Origin of the sequence: Streptomyces griseocarneus (genome assembly GCF_014655595.1) — a bacterium.
In the GTDB taxonomy this organism is placed as follows: domain Bacteria; phylum Actinomycetota; class Actinomycetes; order Streptomycetales; family Streptomycetaceae; genus Streptomyces; species Streptomyces griseocarneus.
In genome coordinates, this window is the sequence record NZ_BNBL01000006.1 from 42,733 (window position 1) to 57,681 (window position 14,949).

General features: G+C 72.8%; 15 protein-coding genes. 6 read left to right on the forward strand and 9 right to left on the reverse strand.

Features of this window, described 5'->3' with window-relative positions:
- Positions 1–124: 124 nt before the first annotated feature.
- Positions 125–1,255 carry a phosphate ABC transporter substrate-binding protein PstS gene (gene pstS / locus IE295_RS16750; RefSeq protein WP_190064461.1) on the reverse strand — a complete coding sequence of 377 codons (1,131 nt, stop codon included), beginning with the start codon at positions 1,253–1,255 and terminating at the stop codon, positions 125–127.
- A gap of 443 nt (positions 1,256–1,698) precedes the next feature.
- On the opposite strand from pstS, the gene IE295_RS16755 reads away from it, so the two are divergent.
- Positions 1,699–2,829 carry a C40 family peptidase gene (locus IE295_RS16755; protein WP_224323637.1) on the forward strand — a complete coding sequence of 377 codons (1,131 nt, stop codon included), beginning with the start codon at positions 1,699–1,701 and terminating at the stop codon, positions 2,827–2,829.
- 273 nt (positions 2,830–3,102) lie between these two features.
- Positions 3,103–4,368 (forward strand): PP2C family protein-serine/threonine phosphatase, encoded by a 1,266-nt coding sequence (locus IE295_RS16760; protein ID WP_190064462.1) that lies wholly within the window; start codon positions 3,103–3,105, stop codon positions 4,366–4,368.
- A gap of 91 nt (positions 4,369–4,459) precedes the next feature.
- On the opposite strand, the gene IE295_RS16765 is transcribed toward IE295_RS16760, so the two are convergent.
- The 4 genes from IE295_RS16765 to IE295_RS16780 form a co-directional block, all read right to left on the reverse strand.
- Entirely contained in the window at positions 4,460–4,804 is a 345-nt protein-coding gene (locus IE295_RS16765) for a DUF2516 family protein (protein ID WP_190064463.1), read from the reverse strand.
- A gap of 122 nt (positions 4,805–4,926) precedes the next feature.
- Positions 4,927–5,538, reverse strand: a complete 612-nt coding sequence (locus IE295_RS16770; protein ID WP_190064464.1) for a hypothetical protein — start codon at positions 5,536–5,538, stop codon at positions 4,927–4,929.
- Between the two features lie 16 nt (positions 5,539–5,554).
- The gene (locus IE295_RS16775; protein WP_086568554.1) at positions 5,555–5,950 is read right to left on the reverse strand and encodes a helix-turn-helix domain-containing protein; all 396 of its coding nucleotides are present in this window, start codon (positions 5,948–5,950) and stop codon (positions 5,555–5,557) included.
- 113 nt (positions 5,951–6,063) lie between these two features.
- Entirely contained in the window at positions 6,064–6,816 is a 753-nt protein-coding gene (locus IE295_RS16780; RefSeq protein ID WP_190064465.1) for a GbsR/MarR family transcriptional regulator, read from the reverse strand.
- Between the two features lie 224 nt (positions 6,817–7,040).
- Between IE295_RS16780 and IE295_RS16785 the strand changes: the two genes are divergently transcribed.
- Positions 7,041–7,709 (forward strand): DUF4097 family beta strand repeat-containing protein, encoded by a 669-nt coding sequence (locus IE295_RS16785; protein ID WP_190064466.1) that lies wholly within the window; start codon positions 7,041–7,043, stop codon positions 7,707–7,709.
- Positions 7,710–7,758: 49 nt separating this feature from the next.
- On the opposite strand, the gene IE295_RS16790 is transcribed toward IE295_RS16785, so the two are convergent.
- Entirely contained in the window at positions 7,759–8,412 is a 654-nt protein-coding gene (locus IE295_RS16790) for a TetR/AcrR family transcriptional regulator (protein ID WP_190064467.1), read from the reverse strand.
- Positions 8,413–8,490: 78 nt separating this feature from the next.
- Here IE295_RS16790 and IE295_RS16795 point away from each other — a divergent pair, with 78 nt between their 5' ends.
- From IE295_RS16795 to IE295_RS16805, 3 genes are all read left to right on the forward strand, one after another.
- Positions 8,491–8,700, forward strand: coding sequence for a hypothetical protein (locus tag IE295_RS16795; RefSeq protein ID WP_190064468.1), 210 nt, complete (start codon positions 8,491–8,493; stop codon positions 8,698–8,700).
- Positions 8,697–8,837, forward strand: coding sequence for a hypothetical protein (locus tag IE295_RS16800; RefSeq protein ID WP_190064469.1), 141 nt, complete (start codon positions 8,697–8,699; stop codon positions 8,835–8,837). Before IE295_RS16795 ends, IE295_RS16800 begins: the two co-directional genes overlap by 4 nt.
- 189 nt (positions 8,838–9,026) lie before the next feature.
- Positions 9,027–9,521, forward strand: a complete 495-nt coding sequence (locus tag IE295_RS16805) for a cupin domain-containing protein (RefSeq protein WP_190064470.1) — start codon at positions 9,027–9,029, stop codon at positions 9,519–9,521.
- An 88-nt stretch (positions 9,522–9,609) separates the two neighbouring features.
- Here the strand turns inward: IE295_RS16805 and IE295_RS16810 are convergent, their stop codons facing one another.
- From IE295_RS16810 to IE295_RS16820, 3 genes are all read right to left on the reverse strand, one after another.
- A complete protein-coding gene (locus tag IE295_RS16810; RefSeq protein WP_190064471.1) occupies positions 9,610–10,422 on the reverse strand; it encodes a putative protein N(5)-glutamine methyltransferase in 813 nt (270 codons plus the stop codon).
- 245 nt (positions 10,423–10,667) lie between these two features.
- Positions 10,668–11,612, reverse strand: a complete 945-nt coding sequence (locus tag IE295_RS16815) for an LAETG motif-containing sortase-dependent surface protein (protein WP_190064472.1) — start codon at positions 11,610–11,612, stop codon at positions 10,668–10,670.
- A gap of 62 nt (positions 11,613–11,674) precedes the next feature.
- Positions 11,675–14,917 (reverse strand): AfsR/SARP family transcriptional regulator, encoded by a 3,243-nt coding sequence (locus tag IE295_RS16820; protein ID WP_190064473.1) that lies wholly within the window; start codon positions 14,915–14,917, stop codon positions 11,675–11,677.
- Positions 14,918–14,949 lie beyond the last annotated feature (32 nt).

Sequence of the window (14,949 nt, forward strand, 5' to 3'; positions counted from 1 at the left end):
TTTCTCCGGTCTGCGGAGTCCTGCCGGGTGCCGCCTCTCGGCGGCGGCGGGGCTCCTGGCGCGGCGGTGCACCGGACGGTGCGGCCGGCCCCTGGTCAGTGGGCCGGGGCCGGCCGCATCCGTGTCAGGAGAGGGTCGCGACGGTCTCGCGGACCTTCTTGGCGATCTCGGCGGGCAGCGGCGCGTAGCCGAGCTCCTTCAGGACCGACTGGCCGTCCTCGCTCGCGATGTAGGTGAGGAAGGACTTCGTGGCCGGCAGCGTCTCGGCCTTGTTGCCCTTGTCCCCGACGATCTCGTACGTCACCAGGGTGATCGGGTAGGCGCCGTCGGCCTTGGTGGTGTAGTTGAGCTTGAGGGCGAGGTCCTTGTCGGTGCCCACGATCTTCGCCTCGGAGATGGCCTTGGAGGCGTTGTCGGAGGTGGCCTCGACCGGGGCGGAGGCGCCGGTGTTGAGCTTCACCGTCTTGATCGAGTTGGCGGTGGCGTAGGACAGCTCGAAGTAGGAGATGGCGCCCGCGGTCTGCTTGACCTGCGAGGAGACACCGGCCGAGCCGTCGGCGGACTGGCCGCCCTTGGCCTTCCAGGCCTTGGCGGGCTCGTACGGCCAGGACTTGTCGGCCGCCGCCTTGAGGTACTTGGTGAAGTTGTCCGTGGTGCCGGACTCGTCGGAGCGGTGGAACGCCTGGATCTTGAGGTCCGGCAGCTTGGCGTCCGGGTTGAGCTTCTTGATCGCCTCGTCGTTCCACTTCTCGATCTTCGAGTCGAAGATCTTGGCGAGGGTGTCGGCGTCCAGCACCAGGTTGTCCACGCCCGGGACGTGGTAGCCGATGGCGATCGGGCCGCCGAGCAGGGGCAGGTTGATGCCCTGACCGCCCTTGACGACGTCCTTGGACTTGGCGACCTCCTCCGGCTTGAGCGCGGAGTCGGAGCCGGCGAAGGCGGTCTTGCCCTGGAGGAACTCCTGGATGCCGGCGCCGGAGCCCGTGGCCTTGTAGTTGACCTGGATGTCCTTGCAGGCCTGGGAGAAGTTCTTCACCCACAGGTCCATGGCGTTCTTCTGCGCGGAAGAGCCGGAGGCCAGCAGCTGGCCCTTGCCCTCGCACTTGATGTTGCCGGCGGCCTTGGTCGAGCCGTTGCCGCCCGAGGCACCGCCGCTGTTGTCGTCCGAGCCGCACGCCGTGAGGACCAGGGCACCGGAGACGGCGATGGCGCCGAGGGCGACTGTGCGAAGCCGGTTCTTGCGCTGAAGCTTCACTTTCGGGGGTTCCTTCCGGGAGCCGCCGCTCGGGCGGCGTGCGAGAGGTCGGTGGAGCTGTTCCGCCGTGGGGCGGGGCGGGTGGCGGGTGGTTCACCCGGATGGTGTGACTCCCACCCTCCACGGCTGAAATTAGGCAGATCAGGTGAAGCGGTCGATGGGGCAGAGTGAACGGAGGGTGAACCTCACCCGTCGGTGTGGTAGCTCTCCGGACGGCCGGATTCCAGCCCCCAGTGTGACGCAGGTCTCTGTCGATTTACGGGCAGCCGTGGCAGCATCCGAACGCGCGTGACGGCACGTCAGGCGCGGGGGCGGAGTCGCGGAGGGGTTCTGTGAGGCGGAACGGTGGCACGTCCGGCGGGGGAGGCCCCGCATACGGCGCGAGTGGTGTGGCCGGGGAGGCCCGGGGTTCTTTTGGCGCCGTAAGAGCCGATACGGCCGGTTTGGCCGGCGCTACGGGCCCGCTGGACGTCAAGCGTCCCTTCGGCGCTACGGGCCCGGGCGCGCGGCGCCTCGCCCTCGCGGTCGCGCTCGTCTGCGCCCTGGGCGCGGGCGCGCTCGCCGTCCCGGCCGTCGCCCACGCGGATCCCGGCCCCCCGCAGCCTGCCGCGTCGTCCGCGGCGCCGGCCGCCAGCTCCCTGGAGGAGGTCCACAAGCAGGTGGAGAGCCTCTACCGCAAGGCCGAGGCCGCCACCGACGCCTACAACGCGGCGAACGAGCAGCAGCGCCTGCAGGAGAAGGCGGTCGCGGAGCTCACCCGCCGGGTGAAGGACACCCAGCAGCGCCTGGACCTGCTCCGCGGCAGGACCGGCGCCCTCGCCCGCGCCCAGTACCGCAGCGGCGCGCTCACCCCGCCGACGCAGCTGTTCTTCAGCGACTCGCCCGAGACCTTCCTCAACGGCGTCAGTCTCGCCCGCAAGGGCGAGCAGGCCACCCGGGACCTGCTGACGCAGCTCACGGCCACGCGCGCGGACCTCGGGCGCTACGCCAAGGCCGCCGAGGACCGCCGCAAGACGCTCGAGGGCGACCGCAAGAAGAAGGAAGCGGCGAAGAAGGAGATCGAGAGCCGGCTGGAGGCCGCGAAGAAGCTCGAGTCGAAGCTGGCCGACAAGGAGCGCGAGCGGCTGCGGCAGCTGGAGGAGGAGCGGGCCCGTCAGGCGCAGGCGACCTGGCTCTCCAGCTCCGCCGGCAAGGGCGTCATGAACGACAAGGGCTCGGCCGCCACCGGCGACGGCAAGCGCGCGGTCGACTTCGCGTCCGCCCAGATCGGCAAGAACTACGTCTGGGGCGCCGAGGGCCCGGACACCTACGACTGCTCGGGGCTCACGCTCAAGGCGTGGGCGGCGGCCGGGCGCGCGATCCCGCGCACCTCGCAGGAGCAGTGGCGGCAGCTGCCGAAGATCGACGTCAAGGACATGCGCCCGGGCGACCTGGTGATCTACTTCTCGGACGCCAGCCACGTCGGGGTGTACGCGGGCGACGGCATGATCGTCCACGCGCCCCGGCCGGGGCGGCAGGTGACCCTCGCGGGGGCCGGCTCGATGCCGATCCTGGGGATCGTACGGCCCGGGTAGCCGCCGCCGGAGGGGCTCGTGCGGCCGGTTAGGACGATAGGACCGTAGGGCGTGATGTATGTCATCGCGCGTTCGCCCATCCGGGTCGCTTTTCATGTCAATTCCCTTTGCGGCTAGGGCATATGACAGAGGCGGGTGGCTCCGTACCATTCCGTTTCGCCGGGCTCTGGCGCTAGGGTCACCCTCGGTACTCGCCTGCCGGTGAGCCGCCGTGCTCTCGGGGGGATGGGGTCCCGCCCAGCGGAACGCTGGGGGAGGAAGGAAACCGAAGTGATGCCCGTACCCGCGCCCAGGCCGGCGGAGCAGCCCGTCGCCCTGCCCGACGGCGGGCTGACCCTGCTGGTGATCGAGGACGACCCCGGCGGCACGCTGTCGGGCCCCGACATGGCGGCCATGACGGGAGCGGCGGGCAAGCCCGTACGCATCCGCACCGCCCGTAACCTCACCGAGGCCGCCCGGCTGCTCACCGACGACGTCCAGTGCATCCTCCTGGACCTGGAGCTGCCGCCCCTCGAGCAGGCCCCCGGCGCACGGACCGGCGGGCCGTGCGAGGAGAAGGAGACGCCGGCCGACGAGCTGGAGACGCTGCGGCGGGTGCTGCGGCTCGCGCCGCGCCACGCCGTGCTCGCCCTGACCGCCGAGGCGGACGCCGAGCGGGCCGCGGAGGCGGTACGGGTCGGGGCGCAGGACTACCTCTTCCGCGACGAGCTCGACGGGCGGGTCCTCAGCCGGGCCATCCGCTACGCCGTCGAGCGCAAGCGCGCCGACCTCGCGCAGCGCCAGCTCACCGAGACCCGGCTGCGGGCCCAGGAGAACGCCCGCCTCGAGCGCGGCCTGCTGCCCCACCCGCTGCTGGCCGGATCCGACCTGCGCTTCGCCGCCCGCTACCGCCCCGGCCGCAGCCGCGCCCTGCTCGGCGGGGACTTCTACGACACCGTCCGCACGCCCGACGGCACGGTCCACGCCATGATCGGCGACGTCTGCGGGCACGGCCCCGACGAGGCGGCCCTCGGCGTCTCGCTGCGCATCGCCTGGCGCGCCCTGACCCTGTCCGGGCTGAGCGGCGACGAGCTGCTCGACACCCTGCAGCAGGTGCTGGAGCACGAGCGGGCGGACGAGGAGATCTTCGCGACGCTGTGCACGGTCGACATATCGCCCGACGGCCGCTCGGCGGCCCTGTGCCTGGCCGGCCACCCGGCCCCGCTGCTGGTACGCCCCGGACAGGCACCCGCCCTGCTGCCGCAGGACGACGGCGGCCCGGCGCTGGGCCTGCTGCCGGGGGCCCGCTGGCCGCGCCGGGAGGTGGAGCTCGGCGACGCCTGGAGCCTGCTGATGTACACCGACGGCCTGATCGAGGGCAGGATCGGCGCGGGCAACCGGCGGCTGGGCCAGGAGGGCATGATCGAGATGATCACGCGCCAGGTGAAGGAGGGGCTGCGGGGAGAGGGCCTGCTGGAGGCGGCCGTGGCGGAGGTGCGGGCGCTCAACGGCGAGGAGCTGACCGACGACCTCGCCGTGCTGCTCCTCGAGCGGGGCTGACCCGGGGCGGTGCGGTTGGTCCTTGGGCGTTGACCCCGGGCCCTTCGGCCGGCGTCGCCGGCCGGCTTCGGCCCGTCTGCCGGACAGGTCCCTAGCGGCCGCCGTTGTACGGGCCGTACGGGCCGTCCGAGCTGGAGCCGCCGCGCCGGCGGGGGCCGCCGCGGCCGGAGACCTGGCGCAGGGCGGGGCGCACGTCGACCACGTAGACGATCGTGGCGATCAGGCCCAGGACCGGCAGGAAGCTCAGGATCCCGAAGAAGATGTTCACCGCGGCCGCGATGGCGAGGATGATCAGCCAGAAGGCCTTGGTCTGCTTGTCGGCAGCCCGATAGGCGTCCTCGCGGCGGACGGCGGCGTCGATCAGCGCGAACAGGGTGAACAGCAGCAAGCCGACGGACACCCAGGAAAGGACCTCGCCGAAGCCTTCTACCAGCATGCCGCTCACCTTCTGTCGGATTGCCTCTCGCCCACCGTACCGGGAGAACGTTCCGGGCACGCCGGGCGTGCCCGGAACATCCGTGCCCGGAACGGGGGCTCGTACTCGCTAGGAGCCGGCGGTCACTCGCCGGTCTTCGCGTCCGCCTTCTTCGCGGTGGCCGGCTTGCGGGCGGGGGTCTTGCGGGCGGCCGGCTTGGCGTCGGCGTCACCCTCGGCCGCCTGCCCGCCCTTGTCCTGCTCGCTCTTGTCCTGGTCGGCCTTGTCCTGCTCGGCGGCCTGCTTGTCCCGTGCCGCCTGCTCGTCGCTGTCCGGCTCGACGGCGACGGCGATCTCGGAGAGCTCCTCGGCGGCCTCCCCGCGCCACGTCTTCACGGCCTCGCGGCCGCGGTCGGCCAGCGCCTCGAACTTCTCGCCCGCCTGCGCCGCGAGCGCGACGGCCTGCCCGACGCCCTGCAGCGTCAGGTCCTGCGCGGCCTGCCCCAGCTTCTTGGCGTCGGCGTCGAGGGTGCCGACGATCTCGCCGAACTTCGTGGTCACCTGCGTCTGGACCTGCTTGGCCTGCTGGGTGAACCGCTCGCCGAGGGCCTTCGGGTCGGTGTTGCGCAGCTTCTCGAAGCGCTCGGGGGCCTCGACGACGAGCTGCCCGATCTTCTCCGCGGTGAGGTCGGCGGCGCCGGCCGCGGCGTAGGCGGTGTCGGTGGCGGCCTTGCGGATGTCCTGAGTGATGGCCATGCGATGGTCTCCCGGATCAGCTCGAAGGTGTGCTGCGGTCGTTCGTCTTGTCCGTCTCGTCCGTCGCGAGCCCGTTCTCCTTGCGGAAGGACTCGTAGATCTGGAGCAGCACCTGTTTCTGCCGCTCGTTGATCGAGGGGTCGGCGAGGATCACGCTGCGGACCTCCGCCTCGTCCCGGTCCCGCTCGTCGAGGATCCCGGCCTGTACGTAGAGCGTCTCGGCCGAGATCCGCAGCGCCTTGGCCAGCTGCTGCAGGATCTCGGCGCTCGGCTTGCGCAGGCCGCGCTCGATCTGACTGAGGTACGGGTTGGACACTCCGGCGGCGTCGGCGAGCTGCCGAAGCGTCAGCTGCGCGGTGCGCCGCTGCTCCCGCAGGTACTCGCCGAGATTGCCGACGTTGAGTGATGCCATGCCGCGATCCTGCCCGAGGCTGCTAACTTTTGCAAGCAGCTGCTTGCAAAAGTAGCCATTCTTGGATGCGGGGGGCTGCCGCCGAGGCGGTGACCGTGACCGGCTACCCGCTTCTAGCGGTCCGAACTCGGCTCGGCGGTGCCGTCCGAGGGCGTCTTGGCCTTCGTGTGGAGGATGTCGCGGGCCTGCTCGGCGGCGCGGGCGATGCTCTCGCTGACGAAGTCGGAGAAGCGGGCGATGTTCTCGAGGCGGGTGGCGGCCGGGGTGTCGCGGCCGAGGACGCCGACGCCCTGCCGTGCGATCTCGACGAGGTGGGCGGTGGCGCGGACGCTGGCCATCATCGACTGGTACCAGACGTCGTCGTCGACGACGTAGCGCTCGCGGCGGCGGTCGTCGCGTTCCCGGCGGACGAGCCCCTGGCTCTCGAGGAACGCGACCGCCTTGGAGACGGACGCCGGGCTGACCTGGAGGTGCTGGACGAGTTCGGAGGCGGTGAGGCTGCCGGTGTCGGTGAGGGTGAGGCAGGCCAGCACCCGGGACATCATCTTGGGCACGCCCGAAGCCATCAGGACGGTGGTGAACGTCTCCTCGTACTCGCGCACGGCCTCGGGGTCGCGTCCGTAGGCCTGCGAGGGGGCCTTGGGGCCCCGGGGTGCGGTCTGCCTGCTGCGGTGGGCGCGGCGCTCGGTGGCGCGGTGGGCCAGGTCGGCGCGGTAGGCGGTGGGGCCGCCGTTGCGCATCACTTCACGCGTGACCGTCGAGGTGGGGCGGTCCAGACGTCTGGCGATCTCCGCGTAGGCGAGGCCGTCGGCCAGCCCCAGCGCGATCTGCTGACGTTCGGGCTGGGTGAGCCTGCCTCCCGGCATCGCGATCTCCTTTGTTCTCCCGTTGAGGTCTTCAGCATAGCGTTCATCCTCAACTCATTGCAACGAACAGGCGCCTGACGTTGCGTTAACCCAGAGGCCGGTTGCAACGATTTTACGAGTCTGACCTGCAGTAATGCCGATTCTGTGCAACGGGTGTGTTGATGGATCTATGAATGCAACGTAGCTTTTCGCTCATCGGAAACGACGAGCTCAAGGAGAGCGCAATGCAGAAGTTCACCACCACCGCCCCCATCGCCGCCGTCCTGGACGTCCCCGCCGGACGCATCCGCTTCATCGCCGCCGACCGCGCCGACACCACCGTCGAGGTCCTGCCCGTCAACGCCTCGAGCGGCCGTGACGTCAAGGCGGCGGAGCAGACCACGGTCGCCTACACCGACGGCGTCCTGCGGATCGAGGCCGCACCGGCCAAGAACCGCATCCTCGGCAGCTCCGGCTCGGTCGAGGTGACCGTTCAGCTGCCCGCCGGCTCCCACATCCAGGCCAAGACCGCCAGCGCCGAACTCCGCGGCGTCGGACGCCTCGGCGACGTCACCTTCGAGGCCGCACAGGGCACCGTCAAGCTCGACGAAACCGCCGGCGCCCACCTCACCCTCCAGGCCGGCGACATCAAGATCGGCCTCCTGGACGGCCCCGCCCACCTCAGCACGCAAAAGGGCGACCTCCACATCACCGAAGCCACCCACGGCACCGTCGAACTGCGCACCGAACACGGCCACATCACCATCGGCGCCGCCCGCGGAGCCTCCGCCACCCTCGACGCCGGCACCACCTACGGCCGCATCCACAACGCACTCACCAACACCAACAACACCACCACCCTCAACATCCACGCCACCACCGCCTACGGCGACATCACCGCCCGCAGCCTCTAAAGCACACCCCGGCCCCGACGGGGGCCGACGAAACCGTCGAGGTGCAGCGTCACCGCCCCCGGGTGGAATGGCCGTCCGCGTCAGAGTCCGTCGTGATCTGTGCGAGGTGGCCGCGCAGTGCCGTCACACAGGCGTCGGGGCTCAGCAGGTCGGGATGCAGTACGGAGTTGAGGCACAGTCCGTCGATCAGGCCCCACAGGCGTACGGCTTCGGTGTCCGGGTCGAGGCCGGGCCGTAGATCACCGCGGGCCGAGAGCCGGTACAGGATCCGGGTGATCAGGCCGCGGCTGCCCTCGGCCGCCTCCCGTGCGAGGTCGCCGAGAGCGGAGTCGGTTCTGGCGGCGGTCATGAACTCGACGAAGACGGTCACCTCGGCACGCCGGACGTCGTCCAGGGGCAGCAGTTCGCACAGCAGTCCGTCCATGACGGCGCGGCGCTCGGCGCCGGAAGCCGTCGCGAGGTCGGGTGCCTCTTCGATGTGCCGGGCCAGACGGTGCGAGACCCGGTCGAGCATCGAACGCATCGCGAACAGCATCAGCTCCTGGTGTCCCGCGAAGTAGTGCCGCACGGAGCCGATGTTCAGGCCGGCCTCGTCGGCGACGTTGCGCAGGGAGGCCTGTGCGAGGCCGTCCCGGACGACGACGCGGAAGACGGCGTCGACGACTTCGAGGCGGCGGGCGGCGGGGTCCACGAGTTTGGGCACCCATTCTTTTTATCACGGGCGTGATACATTGGTTTTTATCTCGACTGTGACATAAAACTGCGTCCGGGAGGCCGTGCCATGGAGACCGCCCTCACCTTCCTGCTGATCCGCTTCGCGGTGATCGTCGGCGGCCTGGTGATCCTCGCCCTCGTCGTCTTCGCCGTCGCGCTCAACCTCAAGCGCCGGGGCAGGCTCGACGAGGCCAGGCGCCGGGCCGAACCCCTCGTCCGCGAGGGCGTCCGGGTGCTGGCCGCGCGGGCCGCACGCAAGCGGGGGACCCGGCGATGAACCTCCTCGCCGGGGACGACGAACTCGTCCACCACCTGCTGTTCGACTACCTCTGCAAGGTGGGCATCGTGGTCGCCGCCCTGCTCGTCCTCGCCGGCGGCATGGTGATCATCTGGAAGCGGTCGGGACGCCGCTGACCGGTCGCCGATCCCAGGCCCCCTCACTCCACTCCGCCTCAAGTCGCGGGCCTCGGAAGAAGCCCGCGAATTGACCTCTCGTTTCTCTGCGGAATTGCACCTCTCGCTCGGTCTATCGGCGCCATAGAGTCGTGATCAACGAGCCGGGGCAGAAGCCCAACGGCCGCCGCACACGACGGGGAGCACACCATGGACGCCACCGCACTCAAGCCGGTTCTGACCCGTGCCGCCGACGCCGAGACCGTCAGCGACCCGAGCAGCGTCATGACCCTGCTCGCCGACTGCGGCACCGACGGCAGCTCGATCACCAGCTACCGCTCGTCCTTCGCCAAGGGGGCGGTGGGCGCCCCGGCCCACTTCCACACCCGGGCGTCCGAGCTCTTCTTCGTCATCGGCGGCTCCCTGCAGGTGCTCGTCGACGACGAGGTGAAGATCCTGAACGAGGGTGACTTCCTGCTCGTGCCCCCGCACACGCCGCACGCCTTCGCGGCGGCGCCCGGTGCCGAGGCCGACGTGCTGTTCGTCTTCACGCCCGGCATGCCGCGCTTCGACTACCTGCGGCTGCTCAACCGCGTGATGCGCGGCGAGGCGAGCCCGCAGGAGATCAAGGAGTCGTCCGAGCGCTTCGACAACCACTACGTGGACAGCCCGGTGTGGCGCGCCGCCCTCGAAGCGGCCGAGTAGCCGAGTAGCCGAGTAGCCGAGTAGGGGCAGAGCCCGGCAGCCCCGGAACCTCGTCAGGCATCAGGCGTCAGGCATCAGGCGTCAGGCGTCAGGCGTCGGCGTCGGCAGAGGCGGGCAGGGTGCCGACGACGACCGTGGCGTCCAGGTCCTCGCAGGCGATCACCTGGGGGACCAGGCCGCTGCGGGCGAACGCGGCGGCGGTCAGCGGGGCCTGACGTTCGCTGGTCTCGACCAGGAGGTGTCCGCCCGGGGCCAGCCACCGGGGGGCCTCGGCGGTCACCCGGCGCTGTACGTCCAGGCCGTCCGCGCCGCCGTCGAGCGCGACGCGCGCCTCGTGGACGCGGGCCTCGGGGGGCAGCAGGCCGATGGCCTCGGTGGGGACGTACGGGGCGTTGGCGACCAGTATGCCGACGCGGCCCCGCAGGGTCGCGGGCAGCGGATCGTAGAGGTCGCCCTCGAACACCAGGCCGCCGGTGCCGGCCAGGTTGCGGCGGGCGCAGCGGACGGCGGCCGGGTCGATGTCGGCGGCGTACAGCTCGGGCCGGTCCAGGGTCGTGGCCAGCGCGGCGCCCACCGCGCCCGAGCCGCAGCACAGGTCGAGGACGACCGGGCGCGGGCCGGCCAGGGCGGTGGCCTGGCGGACCAGGAATTCGGTGCGGGGGCGGGGGACGAAGACCCCGGGGTCCACGGCTATTCGCAGGCCGCAGAACAGGGCCCAGCCCACGACGTGTTCGAGGGGGAGTCCGGCGACGCGCCGGCCGACCATGGTGTCGAGTTCGTCCGGGGTGCGGGCCGTGGACAGGAGCAGCTCCGCCTCGTCCTCGGCGAAGACGCAGCCGGCGGCGCGGAGCGTGGTGACGACGGTGGTGAAGGAGGAGGCGAGGGAGGGTGATGCCGACATGGAGAGAGCCTTTCGGGTTACCGAAGGGTGCTCTCGCGGTCACCTACGCCTGAGGGACCGTACGACCGTGCGGTGAGAGCACCCAGCCTGCTGCAGCGGTAATGGGTCTCACCTCCTCGGTCGTGGCACTGCTGGTGGCGGTCACTGTACCCGACCTGACGCCACTTCACCCCGTGGGCGGGGGCCGGACCGCTCGCTGCCGCCCGGCCCCCGGCCCCCGGACCCGGTCCGGGCCCGGGGGTTGCTCAGCGGCCGGAGGACAGGCGGCGGCGGGTCATGACGACCAGGCCCGCGCCCGCGGCGACGGCGAGGGCGGCGGCGCCGACGACCCAGGGGGTGGAGTTGCCGGCACCGGTGGTGGCGAGCGCGTCGCCGCCGCCCTGGGCGGTGGTGTTGGCGACGGCGGCCGCCGGCGACGAGGTGGAGGCGGAGGGCGCGGCGGACGCCCGCGCCGAGGCCGGGGCCGAGGGCCGGGCCGTGGTGCTCGCGCTCGGCTTGGTGGAGGGGGACGGCTTGGCGCTGCCGGTCGGGGACGGGGACTTCTTGTCCGTGCCGGTGGACGGCGAGGGCTTGGCGGCACCGCCCTTGGCCACGACCTCGATCGGGGAGAGCTGACGCACCGTGGTGCCCGAGATGTCGACCAGGGCGTGGGCCGGGCCCGTGGGGTAGTCGGCGGCGAGCTTGACGCGCAGCTCGACGGTGGCCGACTGACCCTTCTCGACCTTGCCGCTCGTGACGTTGCCGACGAACGTCGAGCCCGGGGTCTTGTCGTCGATGCGGACCCAGGACCCGTCCTTGGCCCGGTACTCGATCCGCTGGGTGCTCTTGATCTTCTTCTTGCCGTTGCCGCTGAGCATGAACGTCAGGCGGAGGGGCTCGATCGCCTGGCTGCCGGCGGTGTTGTCGACGATGAAGCCGAACTCGGTCCAGTCGCCGCCCGCGGTGAACGACCGGGGGTACTCCAGCAGTTTGACGGTGGCCTTGACCGGGGCCTGGTCGGTCTTCTTCGTGCCGTCGGCGGGGGCGGCCGGGCCGGTGGCCGGGTCCGGGGTCGTGGCGTCCGGGGCCGTCACGGCGGGCTTCTGGACGTCGGCGGCGGTGCCCGTGGCGGCGGTGGCAGGGGCGGCCAGGAAAGCGGCCGGGGCTATGACGGCAGCGGCGGCCACCGCCGTGATCCGGGACAACTTCATGTAAGGCGACCTCTATTCGTAAGAATGTGCGGTAATCGTATGCGGCGGGTGGCCGACGGTGCTCAGCCCCCTGCCGTCGTCCGGCCCGCCGGCAGGCCCGCTTCCAGCGCCTCCGCCGCCTCCGCCGCCTCCCGTGGTCCCAGCCCGGCGCCCCGGCCGAAGGCCGTGTCGAACCCGCGCTCGCCCAGGGCCGCGCGCGCCGCCTCCGTCACACGGTCGACGTCGCCTCGCTCGCCCGCCGCCAGCGGGGCGCCCACCGCGGCACGGGCAGCGGCGGCCGCGCCCAGCAGGAGCGCGGCCCGCTCCGGACGGCCGGCGAGGGACTCCGCGCCGGCCAGGCCCTCGAGCGGCAGGGCCATCTCCCGGGGGTCGCCCCCGACGGCGGCTATCGCCAGCGCCTGCCGGTGGCGGGCGCCGGCGGCCTCCGCGTCGCCGCGCAGCTCGGCGACGAACCCCAGCTCCGCGAGGACCAGGGAGTTGCCCGGCTCGGAGGAGACCTCGGCGTACCAGTCGCGGATGCGCAGCAGCAGCGCCTCGGCGGTGGCGAGGTCCCCGGACCGGCGGGCCGTCAGGGCCAGGCCCAGCTCGGCGTGGATCTCCCCGAACCTGAAGCCCTGCTCCACGGCGCCGCTCCGGGCCCTCTCGTGCAGCTCCCGCGACCGGTCCCGGTCGCCGGTGAGCAGCGCGATCCGTCCCAGGCGGGAGAGCAACCGGCTGATCTCCGTGGCCAGATGGAGGCCCTCGGCCAGCTCCAGGGCGTCGCGGAGGAGCCGTTCGGCGTGAGCGTAGTCGCCGCTGATCTCGGCGAGGGTGGCCAGCGGGCCGACGCTCTGCAACGTGCCCCAGCCGTCGCCCAGTTCGCGGAAGAGGGCGGTGCTGCGTTCGCCGTCGGACCGCACGGCGGGCAGCTCGCCGCGGATCAGCGCGTGGGTGGCCCGCAGGCCGAGGGCCGCCGCGACGCCCCAGCGGTCGTCGATCTCCTCGAACCCGGCCAGGGCCCGGCCGGTGAGCTCCTCGGCGGCCGTCGTGCTGCCGGTGTGGAAGAGGGCGTAGGCCCGGAACCACCGCGTCCTGGCCCGGACGCCGGGGTCCGCCGGCTCCGGGCCGGCGGGCGCCGCGAGGGGCGCGGGACGGCCGGTCAGCAGTGCGAAACCCTGGTGCAGGGCGCGTACTTCGGCGCGTAGGTCCTCCAGGTCGCCGTCCCGCGGATCGCCGGCGTCCGCCCGGGGCGTACGCCCGGCCGATCCCGTATCGCTCGTCGACAGCGCGGCCTCCGCCCAGCGCCGGGCCTCGCCCAGGCGGCCGCGCAGCAGCCAGTACCAGGACAGGGCCGCCACCAGCCGCAGCGCCTCCTCCGGCCTCCCGCCGCGCACCGCCGTCTCGAGGGCGGTGCGCAGATTGCCGCCGTCCGCGTCGAGGCGCCGCAGCCATTCGTGCTGGCCGGGGCCCCGCAGGGCGGGGCGGGCGCGCTCGGCGAGGGCGGTGTAGTACCGCAGGTGGCGCTCGCGCACGGCGGCCTCGTCCGCCATCTCGTGCAGCCGCTCGGTGGCGTAGGCGGCGACCGATTCCAGCAGGCGGTAGCGGGGGCCGAGCGGGCCGTCGGACATCACGACGAGGGACCGGTCGACGAGGCGGGCCAGCAGGTCGAGCACGTCCCCCGGCGGCACCCCGGCGCCCGCGCAGACGGCCTCGGCCGCCCGCAGCGTGCAGCCGTCGGTGTGCACGGCCAGGCGCCGCAGCACGATGCGCTCCGGGGCGGTCAGCAGCTCCCAGCTCCAGTCGATGACCGCCCGCAGGGTCCGCTGGCGTGCGGGAGCCCCCCGGCGGCTGCCCGAGAGGACCCGGAAGCGGTCGTCGAGGCGGTCCGCCAACTGCCGCACGCCCAGCGCGCGTACGCGCGTGGCGGCCAGCTCCAGGGCGAGCGGGAGCCCGTCCAGCCGCCGGCAGATCACCTCGACGGCGTCCCTGGTGGACGCGTCCAGGGCGAAGCCCGGGTCGGCGGCCGCGGCGCGGGCCGCGAACAGCCGCACCGCGTCGTCGCCGGCCAGCGGCTCGACCGGCCGCACGACCTCGGCCGCGACGCCGAGCGGCTCCTGGCTCGTGGCCAGCAGCCGCAGGCCGGGGGCGGCCCGCAGCAGCCGGTCGGCGAGGTCGGCGACGGCTTCGACGGCCTGCTCGCAGTTGTCCAGAATCAGCAGGGTCCTACGGTCGCGCAGGGCCGCCGCCAGCCGGTCCGTGGCCAGGGGGGCGGGCCGGCCGGGCGGCGCCCCGTCGTCCCGGATGCCCAGCGTGCCGGCCACGACCTCGGCGAGGCCGTCGCGGTCGCCGCGCTGCCCTGCCAGCTCCACCAGCCACACGCCGTCCGTGCCGTCCTCGCCCTCTCCGTCCCGCAGCCGTGCCGCGATCTCGGTCGCGAGGACGGTCTTGCCCACCCCGCCCGGCCCGGTCAGCGTCACCAGGCGGCTGCCGGATGCCAGCAGCGCGACCGTGCAGGCCACCGTCCGCTGTCTGCCGACGAGTTCGCCGAGGGCGGCGGGCAGGTTCGTGCGCGGCGGTGGGGCCTGTGGCGCGGGGGACAGCTCGGGGGCCTGGGCGAGAATCGCCCGGTGGAGCGCCACGAGCTCCGGGCCCGGGTCCAGGCCCAGCTCCTCCGCCAGCAGCGTGCGCAGCTCGTCGTAGGAGGCCAGCGCCTCGCTCTGGCGGCCCGCCGCGTACAGCGCGCGGAGCTGGAGCGCGCGCAGCCGCTCCCGCAGCGGGTGTCGCGCCACGAGGTCCGACAGCTCGGCGGCGAGGCCGTCGTGCTCGCCCAGCTCCAGCCGTGCCCGGGCCCGGTCCTCCAGCGCGGCCAGCCGCAGCTCCTCCAGCCGGAGCGCCGCGGGGCGTACGTACTCCTGGTCGGCGAAGTCGGCGAACGCCGGGCCCCGCCACAGTCCGAGCGCCTCGGTGAGCAGCCGGGCCCGCTCGCGCGGACCGGTGGCCGCCCCGGCCCGGGAGACGAGGGCCCGGAAGCGGCCGGCGTCGGTCTCCTCGGCGGCGACCTGCAGGTGGTAGCCCGGGGGCCGGCGCGGGACGCGGTCGCGGCCCACGGTCCGGCGCAGCTGGGAGACCTTGACCTGCAGGGCGTTGGCGGGGTCGGCGGGCAGCGCCTCGCCCCACAGGTGGTCGAGGAGCCGGTCGGCGGAGACCGGCCGGCCTTCGTGCGCGAGAAGGAGGGCCAGCAGGGCGCGGACCTTCGCCTCGCGCACCGTGACCGGATCCCCCACCTCGTCCCACACCGTCAGTGGACCGAGCACCCCGAACCGCATGTCCCGACCGTAACTCAAGGGTCTGACAGTGG

Coding starts and splice junctions, on each gene's coding strand:
- IE295_RS16760 (WP_190064462.1), top strand. CDS start 3,103: ATGCCCGTACCCGCGCCCAGGCCGGCGGAGCAGCCCGTCGCCCTGCCC.
- IE295_RS16805 (WP_190064470.1), top strand. CDS start 9,027: ATGGACGCCACCGCACTCAAGCCGGTTCTGACCCGTGCCGCCGACGCC.
- IE295_RS16770 (WP_190064464.1), bottom strand. CDS start 5,538: ATGGCCATCACTCAGGACATCCGCAAGGCCGCCACCGACACCGCCTAC.
- IE295_RS16785 (WP_190064466.1), top strand. CDS start 7,041: ATGCAGAAGTTCACCACCACCGCCCCCATCGCCGCCGTCCTGGACGTC.
- IE295_RS16775 (WP_086568554.1), bottom strand. CDS start 5,950: ATGGCATCACTCAACGTCGGCAATCTCGGCGAGTACCTGCGGGAGCAG.
- IE295_RS16815 (WP_190064472.1), bottom strand. CDS start 11,612: ATGAAGTTGTCCCGGATCACGGCGGTGGCCGCCGCTGCCGTCATAGCC.
- IE295_RS16765 (WP_190064463.1), bottom strand. CDS start 4,804: ATGCTGGTAGAAGGCTTCGGCGAGGTCCTTTCCTGGGTGTCCGTCGGC.
- IE295_RS16780 (WP_190064465.1), bottom strand. CDS start 6,816: ATGCCGGGAGGCAGGCTCACCCAGCCCGAACGTCAGCAGATCGCGCTG.
- IE295_RS16800 (WP_190064469.1), top strand. CDS start 8,697: ATGAACCTCCTCGCCGGGGACGACGAACTCGTCCACCACCTGCTGTTC.
- IE295_RS16820 (WP_190064473.1), bottom strand. CDS start 14,917: ATGCGGTTCGGGGTGCTCGGTCCACTGACGGTGTGGGACGAGGTGGGG.
- IE295_RS16795 (WP_190064468.1), top strand. CDS start 8,491: ATGGAGACCGCCCTCACCTTCCTGCTGATCCGCTTCGCGGTGATCGTC.
- IE295_RS16810 (WP_190064471.1), bottom strand. CDS start 10,422: ATGTCGGCATCACCCTCCCTCGCCTCCTCCTTCACCACCGTCGTCACC.